Source organism: Prevotella sp. CAG:255 (assembly GCF_000431195.1).
GTDB classification, from domain to species: domain Bacteria; phylum Bacteroidota; class Bacteroidia; order Bacteroidales; family Bacteroidaceae; genus Prevotella; species Prevotella rara.
Genome location: NZ_HF986770.1, coordinates 24893 through 36931, shown reverse-complemented (window position 1 = coordinate 36931; position 12039 = coordinate 24893). Strand labels below are relative to the sequence as shown.

6 protein-coding genes and 1 pseudogene are annotated in these 12039 nt (G+C 51.4%); 5 read left to right on the top strand and 2 right to left on the bottom strand.

Annotation, left to right across the window (positions count from 1 at the left end; genetic code table 11):
* Nucleotides 1-816: pseudogene (locus QVO66_RS01915) on the top strand (PfkB family carbohydrate kinase); the annotation flags it as partial.
* Nucleotides 817-1612: 796 nt separating this feature from the next.
* The gene (locus QVO66_RS01910) at nucleotides 1613-1774 is read left to right on the top strand and encodes a hypothetical protein (RefSeq protein ID WP_288172443.1); all 162 of its coding nucleotides are present in this window, start codon (nucleotides 1613-1615) and stop codon (nucleotides 1772-1774) included.
* Nucleotides 1775-1874: 100 nt separating this feature from the next.
* Here QVO66_RS01910 and QVO66_RS01905 read toward each other — a convergent pair whose 3' ends face one another.
* Nucleotides 1875-4937 carry a T9SS type A sorting domain-containing protein gene (locus tag QVO66_RS01905; protein ID WP_021853690.1) on the bottom strand — a complete coding sequence of 1021 codons (3063 nt, stop codon included), beginning with the start codon at nucleotides 4935-4937 and terminating at the stop codon, nucleotides 1875-1877.
* Nucleotides 4938-5486: 549 nt separating this feature from the next.
* Nucleotides 5487-7148 (bottom strand): nucleoside kinase, encoded by a 1662-nt coding sequence (locus QVO66_RS01900; protein WP_288172442.1) that lies wholly within the window; start codon nucleotides 7146-7148, stop codon nucleotides 5487-5489.
* Nucleotides 7149-7235: 87 nt separating this feature from the next.
* On the opposite strand from QVO66_RS01900, the gene QVO66_RS01895 reads away from it, so the two are divergent.
* The 3 genes from QVO66_RS01895 to QVO66_RS01885 all read left to right on the top strand — a co-directional run bounded on the left by QVO66_RS01895 (nucleotide 7236) and on the right by QVO66_RS01885 (nucleotide 11992).
* Nucleotides 7236-8930 carry a Na/Pi cotransporter family protein gene (locus tag QVO66_RS01895; protein WP_021853688.1) on the top strand — a complete coding sequence of 565 codons (1695 nt, stop codon included), beginning with the start codon at nucleotides 7236-7238 and terminating at the stop codon, nucleotides 8928-8930.
* Between the two features lie 884 nt (nucleotides 8931-9814).
* Entirely contained in the window at nucleotides 9815-10774 is a 960-nt protein-coding gene (locus tag QVO66_RS01890; RefSeq protein ID WP_288172441.1) for a PCMD domain-containing protein, read from the top strand.
* Nucleotides 10775-10789: 15 nt separating this feature from the next.
* Nucleotides 10790-11992: a BamA/TamA family outer membrane protein gene (locus tag QVO66_RS01885; RefSeq protein WP_021853686.1), complete on the top strand. Its 1203-nt coding sequence runs from the start codon at nucleotides 10790-10792 to the stop codon at nucleotides 11990-11992.
* Nucleotides 11993-12039: the final 47 nt, after the last annotated feature.

The following is a 12039-nucleotide window of genomic DNA, read 5'->3' as shown; positions in this document are numbered from 1 at the left end:
CGACCGCCTAGGCGACGAGACCCTCGCCGCCCTTGACGACAAAGGTCTTAAATACATGATGCCTCGCGTACCTTATCCCACGGGCACTGTTCAGGTTACGCTCGACGACGACGGCATCCCGACGTATGACATCCGCGAGAACGTGGCCTGGGACAACATCCCCTTCACCCCGGAACTTGAGGCACTTGCCCGCGACTGCCGTGCAGTGTGCTGGGGCTCTCTGGCCCAGCGCAACGTCGTTTCGCGCGATACGATCGGCAAGTTCCTCGACGCGATGCCCTCTGACAAGGGCGTCCTGAAGATATTCGACATCAACCTTCGCCAGAACTTCTACACGAAGGAAGTGATAAGCGAGTCGGTGAAGCGCTGCAACGTACTGAAGATAAACGACGAGGAGCTCGTTGTGATAGGCCGTCTGTTCGGCTATCCGGGGCTAGTAACGTATTGAAGATAAACGACGAGGAGCTCGTTGTGATAGGCCGCCTGTTCGGCTATCCCGGTCTTGACATGAGCAACAAGTGCTGGCTGATACTTGGTAAGTACAACCTTGACATGCTTGTGCTGACATGCGGCGTCAACGGCAGCTACGTGTTCACACCCGGCAGCGTGTCCTTCCAGGAGACCCCGATAGTAGAGGTGGCAGACACTGTAGGCGCTGGCGACTCGTTCACGGGCACGTTCTGTGCCGCCATATTGAGCGGCATGGACGTCAGGGATGCCCATGCCCTTGCGGTAAAGGTGTCAGCCTATGTGTGCACACAGAGCGGCGCCATGCCCGTAATACCTGACAACATCAAAAGTTTTATAAAGCGCTGAGACTGACAGCGCCAAGGCTCGTGCCGGCAGTTTCGTGTGGTTCAGGCAGTCGTGCCGTTCCGTTACGGAAAGCCTTATGGCAATTTGTTCCTATCGTTCTTGTTGCCGTGTGGCAGGTGCGGGCTTTTTATTTAATGATTTCTTTATGTTTCAGCCGCATCCATGTCTTATATTGAGCTTACAGCCGTCATCTTTTACGCCGTCTTGGCAGCCTGTGTAAGGATAATGCAAACGGCAAGATGCCGACAGAAAGCACAATGACAGACGAAGGTATTAGTTTGGCTGATGAACATAATATGCGGTCTGCTGACCGATTTTGGGTTTTAAGATTGTTTTTATTGGGTAATGTTGTCTCTGCAACACGGCACACACAAAGGATTGTGCATCGTGTTGTGGAGACATTTCTTTTTGTCGTCTTTACAGCCGTCAGACATGGCAATGTGTCATCAGAGTTTTGTCAGGATTTTCAGACGAAATAGAATTCGTGAGGGCAGCGGAGGCATGGCGGCGGTAAACAATATTTACATTATCATGTAAAAGGTATGCTTTTGAAAAATTACTCGACCACTTTTGGATGAGAAACAGGCGGTTTTTGCACCGTAAACGGGCCTGTTTTTTTATTGAAATAATGGCTTTTTTGTCCTAATTGGGACAAAAAATGTTGCACATTATGCTCTTTATGAGTATAACACTCTGATGCTTAGACTGTTGCGATTGCACGCGAAAACTGCCCGTTTTTGCGGCCGGGAGATTTTAATTTTCAAATATCGCAGTATGAGAGCGTCAGCATAAATCAATGTGTAAGCGTTTGGCTTCAACGCGGCTCAATGTGTATTCAGCCGTTGCCGCAGTGGCACGCGGTGAGGAGCTGTCTGATGTCGAGGGCTGTGCGGCGGCAATGGGCGTGAGTAGTGGGGTGCCGTGTGCCGCCGTGATGTGCGCTGCAGGCACGGCATGACTACCGGCAAGGGGATAAAGAAGGCGGCCCTTTCGCGAGGAAAGAGCCGCCTGAAAATAGGTTAGGGTGATAATCATGCAGCAGGATTAGCTGCTGACTTTTACTTTACAATCATCTTTTGTGTGTAAACTCTGCCGTCAACATTGATGCTGATGATGTAGATGCCGGCCTTAACTCCGTTCAGCGACAGGCGGTTGCCTTCAGAGCGTGACACGCATACACCGCTGATGTCAACGAGAGTGGCATTGTCAAACTTGCCGTTGATGGTCAGGCAGTTGTCGCCTTCATTGCGTGTTATCGTCACGTTGTCGGCTATGTTGTGCTCAATGCCTGTTACGTCGTCGAGGCAGAACTGCTCAGAAGCCTCTGACTTTGTGCCGTCGTAGAAGAAGCCAACTACCTGGTAGCATGCGTCCTCAGTAGGTTCGGGATCGGTGAAGCGGGTCTGCAGTCTGTCGATTACTCCTTCGTTGAGCTGCTCGCCGTCGCGGTAGATGTTGTATGCAAACAGATCGCCCTCTGCAACCGGTGTGAGTTCAGGATTGTCAGTGATGCATCCGGTGATGTCCCAGCAGCAGTATCCCTGCTCAGGTGTGCCCTGCTCGTTGTAGAATTCAGAGAGTTTCAGCCAGCTTGCACCGTTGTCCTCAGAGTAGAGGTCGCTCTTGCCTGCAACAAACTTGTCGCTTATAATGTAGCATATAGGTATCTGCTGCTCGTCGTAGTCGAAGATCTTAACACCTATCATCAGCTCCTTGGTTCCGTCGATGAGGAGCGGCTCGTCGAGAGCAACGGTCAGAGCCTCGTTGTATGTCATGTCCTTTATTTCCTGTTCGCGTACCATCTTGCCGTCTTCAAACACTACAACTGAAGCATGTATGCCCTTTACTTCCTCTTCTGTGCTGTAGTAGTTGATGGTTGTCTGCACGCCTGAGAGATATTTGCCCTTGTATGCAACCAGGTCTTCAGGTTCAAACTTGTTGGCGGCAATAAGTTCCTTGCCTTCGTTGCCTATGGTGTATTTGTTGATGAAAGAAGGATCGTTGATGTAGTTGAGCTGGTAAGCGCCTGAGAGGTTCTGCCACATCAGTGAGAGCGACTTGCCGTCTTTGCCCAGTGTGCCTGTAAGTCCGGCAGGAGCCTTTGAGCCAGAGCCTCCGGCCTCAATCCTCAGGTTGTCTACGTACATCATGTATTGAGCAACGCCCTGTCCGTGCTTGCGCAGACGCAGCTGGAAGATTTTGCCTGTTGTTCCGGCAGATATGTCAAGGTTAATTACGTTGTAGCTGTATTGTGCATAGATGTCTTTCAGCGACCATGCCTTTATCTCCTTCCATGTCTTTCCGAAGTCGGTAGAGATGTCAACGCTGATAGAGTCTTTCTCGAGATCTTGGTCTACGGAGTTCAGCGGTGCCATCTGCATGAAGAACGACAGGCTTACTGATTCTGCCTTTGTGGCGTCGAGCGGGCGTGATATGAGGCTTCCTGAATAAGGCTGCTGTGAGATTACCATATAAGAAATGCTGCTGCCCATCAGTCCGTAGTCCTGCATGACGCTCCACATTGCGTCAGTAGGATCGCCGTATTCAACTTTAGACTCCCAGTAGTTTGTCTCAAGAGAGTTTGACGAGAAGTCGTCGAACAGAGGCATGTCGTATGTATCGGGCACAGAAGCCTTCAGAATGTTTGACTTTGGCGAAAGCATCTCGCCGCCGTCTGCTGTCTCGAACACTGCTTCAACGGCATAGCCCGGGTGTCCTGCCGGAACGTTGTTCTCGGTCAGAGTCATCGGCTTGTCGGCTGTAACGTTGGCAACCTTTTTGCCGTCGCGGTAGATGTTGTATGACTTCAGGGTCAGGTCTTCATATTTAGTCTCGTCCTTTGCCCATGTCAGCGTAACCTGTCCTAAAGCCTCCGACTTGGCAGAGAGTCCTGACGGGGTTACAGGGATAGACACGTCGTATCTTTCTGATTTCAGAATCCAGCACTTTGCCTTCTGTCCTACGGCTGCATAGATGTCGATGTTTCCTACTATTACGTTGCCGTCGGCAGATATTGCCATGGGCACAGCCTGTGTCTTCTCGCCATACTCAAATGTGAAGTCGGGAGTAACTCCGCTGGCAAACAGCTGCATATAGTAAGGGAAGTCGAGGTTGCGGTCCTCCTTGTATGAGTACCAGAACGGGCGTGTATATACGTCTCCGCCGAAGAATATAGAGCCATAGTTATAGGCAGCCACCACGTTGCCCTCGTTGTCCACGGCTGCATATTCTATGTTTGCTGCTGTTTCGAAGGCAGGAATCTTGCGTCCTTCATTGGCTTCAATGTTGTAGAGATATACCATGTTGGACGGATTCTTGGCCACGATGAACTTGCCGTTAGGGCTCATTGACAGAATCTTCACCTGTCCGCCGTAGCCTGAAGATTCCCATCCGAACTGCTCGTCTGTCACGATGGTGTATGTTCCGTCTTTCCATAATGCTACTTGCTGGTTGTTTGTAGCGTCTGTTATGGTTCCTACAATAGCTGTGCCGTCGTCAGAGATGAAGTAAGGTCTTCCGCCTTTGGCATCTTCAGGTAATGCGAGCCACTCGAGAGTCCATTTGCCGTCGTTGCCCTCTTTCCACATACATGGATAGAATGATGCGGCATTGCCTGTGCTGATATATCCGCAGACGGTCTTTGAGTCGGCCGAAATGTCTGTAGCCTGTGAGCCGTCACCCAGGAATTCAAACTTAGATGTGTCGAAGTCGCCGTAGTAAAGAAGCGTGCATTTGCCGTCTTTCCATATCGCGGCAGAGTTGGCTGGTCTGGTTTCAGTGCCAAACATGTCAGAGTAAGTTATGAGAAGATCCGGGTCCTTTGATGATCCGCAAATCACGCCGGCGTCGTTTACGGCCTTAAATTCTCCTGACTTGCTGAAGTCGTTTTGGTCAAACTCGGTAAGCCACTGTGTCTCACCTGTGTTGGTGTCATACAGATAGCTGACAGAATAAGAGCCGTCAACCATGTATGAGGGATTCACTCCTACAAGATATTGTCCGCTGGGTGAAATCGCCACTCCGTAAGTTAACTCCGGTAATGTCTTAAAGCTTTTGTCTGCCCATGCATTTTCAGCAAATGTTGCAAGTGCAACAGCCAATAAAAGTAACGTCTTTCTCATGAGTATAACAATTTAAATTAAACATAATATGATACTTCGAGGTAACAAAGTGTCTGTCATTTGCAAATTTAAATAAATGTTGTTATTTTCTTTAAAATATCCTGCCGTTTTCACTTCATATGTATCAATATGAAGTAAAAAGCCCCTGTTTTATGTTGCTTAATCAGTAATAAATGCGAATTAAACGGAAGATTTTAAAGACAGATGCGTTATAGGCGTGACAGTTTGGATGCGGGCATGATGTTTCAGGCAGAAAGTATTATGGGTAAGACAGACCGCCTCGTGTTGTGTCGGCAAGGCTGTCGGCAGACGATGATTGGCTTATGACCGACAGCCGGGCATGCAGTATGCCGAACCGTCATGGCAGAGCCGGCACTGTTAGTGTGGAGAGAACAGCCTGTCGGCGTGGCAGCAATGCGTCTTCAGCCATCAACTCGTAGTATTACATATGACGTATGCAAAGAAATAGCCGGACGTCTTTATTAAATATATGTATAAAGACATCCGGCTATTTTGTTTTTTATTGAAATAATGCTAAAAGCAACGGCATCAGTACTTGAACGAACTGCCGCCCAGGAACTCGCGCAGCAGCGACGTAGGCGGCAGCTGGCGGTTGGGTATCGGGGCGATATACTTGAGGAACTTCAGCAGGCGGTAGGCCTCGGCGTGCTCCTCCATGTTCTCAGGCACAAGCTCGAGCAGCGGTTCGGCCTGGCTCTTTATGACGGCAAGCTCGAAGAGCAGGGCAGAGTTGAACATCACGTCGGCGTTCTCCTGATAGGGGAATATCCACTTGTTCTCGCCGGCACGCACGCTCGGCCAGCGGCGTATGGTCTCGGCGGCGCTCACACCGCGGTATTTGTAGTCGCGTATGATGCGGCGCAGCAGTCGGTTGTCTGTCGTCGGTATGTAGTTGTGCGTGTCGAGCAGTATGGTTGTCAGTGCCGATGCATACACGCGGAACTTCTGTTCCTCTGGTATTTTGGCCGTGAGCTCGGGGTTGAGCGCGTGGATGCCTTCCACTACGAGCACGTTGTCGGGCAGCAGTTTCAGCCTGCGTCCGCTCTTCTCGCTGCGTCCCGACTGGAAGTTATAGCGCGGCAGCTCAACCTCCTCGCCCGCAAAGAGCGCGTTGAGCTGCTCGTTGAGCAGCGGGATGTTGAGCGCGTAGAGGCTCTCGTAGTCGTAGTCGCCCTTGTCGTCCTTAGGCGTAAGCTCACGGTTGACGAAATAGTCGTCTAAAGAAATCTGCACGGGCTTGATGCCGCACGTTAGCAACTGTATGGACAGACGCTTGCAGAACGTTGTCTTGCCGCTCGACGACGGGCCCGATATCAGCACCACTCTTACGCCCTTGCGCGCCGCTATCATGTCGGCAATCTGCGATATCTTCTTCTCCTGAAGGGCTTCCGACACGTTGATAAGGTCGGTAGAGTGGCCGTTCTTTACGGCGTCGTTAAAGTCGCCCACGGTGCTCATTTCCAGAATCTTCTGCCAGCGGTGGTGCTCCTTGAATATCTCGAACATCTTGTCCTGCCTTATCAGGTCGCCCAGGCGCGACGGGTCGTCGCGCAGAGGTATGCGCAGCAGCATGCCGTCGTAATACTTCTCGAGGCCGAAGAGATACAGCTGGCGCGTGTTGGTTAGCAGCGTGCCGTAATAGTAGTCCTTGTATCCGTCGATTTCGTAGTATGTGGTGTAGAGCGAGCCTACGCTTTTTAGCAGCTTAACCTTAGAGTCCATGCCCATCTCGGAGAACATGCCGATGGCCTCTTCCGTGGTGCATTCGTGGCGGCGTATGGGCAGCGCGTCGTCGATAATCTGCTGCATTCGCGAGCGCAGCGCGTCGGCGTCGGCCTCGGTGAGCGGTCGTCCTATGTTGATGTTGCAGTAGTAGCCGTTAGACACGGGTATGTCTATCACCACCTCGGCTCCCGGCCACACGTCATGCACGGCCTTGCACAGCACGAAGAACAGTGTGCGCGTGTAGGCTCGCGAGCCTGAGGCCGACCTTATGTCAAGAAATTCAACATCCTTGCTGTGGTACACTCTGTAGTTGAGCCCCTCCACCTTGTTGTTTACTTTTGCGCTTATGGGGCCGTAATCCATTTCGAGATTAAATTCACGAAAAACATCAGAAAGTGTACTTCCTATTGCAAAATTTTTAATTTTTTTATTATTTTTGCAACGTATTTGAATTGTTTGTTTCATATCCATGCGGTTAAACGATTTACGCTCGTAAAGATACTCCGTTTTTCGCATCACATCGCAACATGACATGATAAATTAAATTAAAATATGTCGATTTGGATTTTTTTTAAGATTATTGGAGCATTAGCCCTTCTTATCTACGGTATGAAAGGCATGAGCGAAGCTCTGCAGAAGATGGCAGGCTCACAGTTGCGCCACATCCTCGGCACGATGACTAAAAACAGGTTTACCGGAATGCTCACCGGTATGTTCGTAACTTGCTCAGTGCAGTCGTCGTCGGCCACGACGGTAATGACAGTATCGTTTGTCAACGCCGGACTCTTGACATTGGCTCAGGCCATATCAATTATTATGGGAGCCAACATTGGAACTACGCTTACGGCATGGATCATGAGCCTCGGATTCTCGTTCAACTTCACCGATGTGGTGTTCCCTGCCTTTATTGTCGGCATCCTGCTAATCTACACCCGGCGCCACCGCTACATAGGCGACTTCCTCTTCGGCATAGCCTTCATGTTCTTCTCGCTGGCAATTCTCAGCGACACGGGCAAGGAGATGGACCTTGGCCACAATCAGGCTCTGTTAGAGTTTTTCAGTTCGTTCGACACTAACAGCTACATAACAATAATCGTATTCCTTCTTATCGGTACCGTGCTGACCTGCATCCTGCAGTCGTCGGCCGCCCTGATGGCCATCACCATGGTGCTCTGCTCGAGCGGCGTGCTGCCCATATATCTGGGTATAGCGCTCGTGATGGGCGAGAACATCGGTACTACCGCCACGGCCAACCTGGCCGCACTCGGAGCCAACACACAGGCGCGCAGGGCTGCGCTGGCCCATCTGGTGTTCAACGTGTTCGGCGTGCTGTGGGTGCTGTGCGTGTTCTATCCGTTTGTCGACCTCGTCTGCAACTTTGTCAACTACGACCCGCAGTCGCACGACCTCAACCCAATAAAGCTTTCTGTAGTGCTGGCAGCGTTCCATACGTCGTTCAACATCTGCAACACCTTTATACTTATATGGTTCATACCGCAGATTGAGAAGTTTGTCTGCTGGCTCATCAAGCCCCGCACCAACGACGAGGAAGAGGAGTTCCGCCTGCGCTATATCGGCGGCAACAGCATCATGGAGACGCCGGAGCTGTCGGTGCTCGAGGCACAGAAGGAGATTATTCTTTTTGCTGAGCGCATACAGCGCATGTTCGGATTTGTGCGCGAGCTGCTCAACACCACCAACGACACGGCCTTCACGAAGCTCTTTACCAGAATTGAGAAGTATGAGGGCATCAGCGACAACATGGAGATAGAGATTGCCAAATATCTCGACAGCGTGAGCGACGCCCACCTCAGCGACGAGACCAAGGCCAGGATAAGGGCCATGCTCAGGGAGATATCGGAGATTGAGAGTATCGGCGACAGCTGCTACAACATAGCCCGCAACATCAGCAGAAAGTTTAAGGGCAAGGAAGACTTCACCGAAAGCCAGTATGAACACCTGCACCAGATGTTTGAACTTACCGACGACAGCCTGACGCAGATGAACATCATGCTCTCGGGACGCAAGGACAAGCTCGACGTTAACCGCTCGTTCAACATAGAGAACGAGATTAACAACTATCGCAACCAGCTGAAGAGCCAGAACATCAACGACGTGAACAGCCATGAGTACACCTACGCCATCGGCACGATGTATATGGACATAATATGCGAGTGCGAGAAGCTTGGCGACTACGTTATCAACGTTGTTGAGGCCCGAATGGGTACGAAGCAGAGAGAAGCCTGACCATGACACGGCCGCTGCGGCGGCATGGGCATGGCATCAGCAATAATAAGGTCAGGCCAGGGCATGCCGCTCCGGCCTGACTGATACACACGCTATACGGCCGTCCGTATTGTCTTCCGGCATCTATATTTGCCGGAGACAATGCCGACGGCCTTTTTTGTGCGGCATCGGCAGGCATGTTGTCAGCCGGTAGAACGGTGCGCCGTTGCTGCTGCGTGACAAATCGTTGGCGTGTGTGGCTGCGCCATGTTGCGGCAGCCATGCCGTACTGGCAAAATTAACCTATGACTTGCGCATGAAAAGTGGGCCGTTTACGGTGCAAAAGTGGCCCACTTTTGCACCGTAAACGGCCCACTAACAGTCTGAATGTAAATCGGCGGCAATTCCTTAAAGAATTGCTGAATATTCATCACAAAACAATCTTCTGTTAATGAAAAGTGGCTGAAAATGTTACGATTTTCAGCCACTTTTTATGTATCCCCATTTCCGGCGTCAGCAGGCAGCCGTCTTGCGGCTCCTGAACAGCATGCCCGACGAGTTTGTTATTGAATGTTTTTCTGCCTAAATCCGTCTTTATCGTTCTGTTTTATTTTGGCTTTATCTTGAGCGTAGAGGCTTCCGCTTTTTCGGAGATGTTTTTCATTTTTAACTTTTAACCCCAATCAACAGATTTTGGTTAAACGATATGCACCATAATACGCCGCTCGCTTTTAATCCTGTGCGGCCGTGTATTGTGTCATAGGGCTGGATGTGGAATAATCGTATACTAAAAGTTAAATAATGTTTTTCACTGCAAAATAATACACACATTTGGAGCTTCTAACAGTCAAAAACACTTCAAAAACTTTTTTAGACAATAAAGTTTTCATATATTTGCCACCATTATGAAACATAAATGTAATAACCTCATGCTGGCATTAGTCATCCTGCTGACCCTGCCGGCGTCTGCCACAGAGAAGGTTGTCCCCATTCGCTATGGCAATATGGACAATTGGACCATACGTAAGATAGAGGAATCTGCAATCATCGGGGGACAGACAAAGACGCTGTATGAGATAGGACCAAGCCGCACCATAAGCGGCAACAAGCCTTACGTCAACGGCGGAGGTTCGCCTTGGGGCACGTCTAACGTGATGGCAAAGGTCATGGGGGTGGTAAAGACCAACAACTCGGTCTACCGCGACAAGCACGGCAGCGGATATTGCGCCAAGCTGACTACTCACATCGAGAGCGTCAAGGTGATGGGCCTTATGAACATCAAGGTGCTGGCGGCAGGCTCTATCTTCCTGGGAGACATGAAGGAGCCGATAACCGGAACCAAGGACGGACCAAAGGCCATGAACAACGGTATACACTTTACGGGCAGACCCAAGGCGCTGCGCTACGACTATAGGGTGAAGGTGGCCGGCATGGCCAACAGAATAAAGCAGACCGGATTCAGCAAGAGTTCTACCGTGGCAGGCAAGGACTATGCCATAACCGTGCTGTATCTGCAGAAGAGGCATGAGGACAGCAAGGGGAACATCACGGCCGAAAGAGTGGGCACGCTCGTAGTGAAATACGGGACAAGCACCAACGGATGGGTGAACAACGCCACATATCAGATACTTTACGGCGACATAAGGAACAATCCTAACTATGACGCAAGGACCATGGGGCTGCGCAAGACCGACTATGCACGCAACAGCAAGGGCAAGAGCGTGCCCGTGGTTGAGACGGGATGGGCTGCCAAGGGCACTGCGCCTACGCATCTGATGCTGCAATTCTCGTCGAGCCACGGCGGTGCATACATCGGATCGCCCGGAAACACTCTGTGGATAGACAATGTTGAACTTGTTTACTGATAAAGACAACAGCTGATGAAGACTCTGCTGCTTACAACCATCATGGCGCTCGGAACCGCAGCCGCGGGGGCGCAGGATGCCGGAGACAAGGCCGGAACCATAGTGGCCGACACGTGTGAACAGGCCGGAACATGTCCTGCTGACACTACGGAGAAAAAGAAGAAAAAGGGACTGATAAACCGCGTCATCGACTATTTTGCCGACTCGAACAAGGAGAAACCTTACAAGAAGTTCGACTTCAGCATAATAGGCGGACCGCACTACAGCACCGACACCAAGCTCGGACTTGGACTTGTTGCCACCGGACTGTATCGCACCGACATGACCGACTCGCTCCTTACGCGCTCTAACGTGGCCCTTTACGGCGACATCACCACGGCAAACTATTATAAGATTGGTGTGAGGGGCAACCATATATTTCCGCACGACCGCTGCCGCATGGTCTACGATGTGTCGTTCGACTCGTTCAAGAGCGACTTCTGGGGCATCGGCTACGAGATGGGCAACAACGACGCCAACAAGTCGGAGATGAACCGCTGCCAGGTCAATGCCGACATAAGTCTGCTGTGGCGCTTTGCCGACAATCTGTATGCAGGTCCGGTGCTGGTCTACGACTTTGCCTATGCCAACAACGTAGAGCGCCCCGAACTGCTCAACGGCATGGACAGGCGCACATGGAACGTTGGCGCGGGCGTCTCGCTCGTTTACGACTCGCGCGACGTCATAACCAACCCTCACAAGGGCTTCTATGTCAACCTGTCGCAGTATTTCCGGCCGGCATTCCTCGGCAACGACTATGCCTTCAGCACCACCGACCTTCATGCCAGCGCATACGGACGGGTGTGGAAGGGAGGCATCATCGCGGGCGACATCACCAGTACGCTCAACTTCGGCAATCCCTCGTGGGGCATGATGGCGCTGCTGGGCAGTTCTTATTCCATGCGCGGATATTATGAGGGACGCTATCGCGACAAGCACAAGATAGAGGCGCAGGTTGAGCTGCGTCAGCATCTGTGGGGGCGCAACGGCATGGTGGTATGGGCCGGAGCGGGCACGGTGTTCAGCAAGTTCAGCGCCATACGCGCCGACCGCGTGCTGCCCAACTTCGGCATAGGCTACCGCTGGGAGTTCAAGAAAGACGTGAACATACGCCTCGACTACGGCTTCGGCAAGAGCGGACAGTCGGGCTTCCTCTTCCATATCAACGAGGCCTTCTGACCTCGTCTTCTCTGCGGCTGTGCCTTGTCATGCGCCGTCAGCGGACA

Excerpts from the sequence above, each read along its gene's own strand:
- QVO66_RS01910 (WP_288172443.1), top strand. The coding sequence starts at position 1,613 with ATGTGTAAGCGTTTGGCTTCAACGCGGCTCAATGTGTATTCAGCCGTT.
- QVO66_RS01885 (WP_021853686.1), top strand. The coding sequence starts at position 10,790 with ATGAAGACTCTGCTGCTTACAACCATCATGGCGCTCGGAACCGCAGCC.
- QVO66_RS01890 (WP_288172441.1), top strand. The coding sequence starts at position 9,815 with ATGAAACATAAATGTAATAACCTCATGCTGGCATTAGTCATCCTGCTG.
- QVO66_RS01905 (WP_021853690.1), bottom strand. The coding sequence starts at position 4,937 with ATGAGAAAGACGTTACTTTTATTGGCTGTTGCACTTGCAACATTTGCT.
- QVO66_RS01900 (WP_288172442.1), bottom strand. The coding sequence starts at position 7,148 with ATGAAACAAACAATTCAAATACGTTGCAAAAATAATAAAAAAATTAAA.
- QVO66_RS01895 (WP_021853688.1), top strand. The coding sequence starts at position 7,236 with ATGTCGATTTGGATTTTTTTTAAGATTATTGGAGCATTAGCCCTTCTT.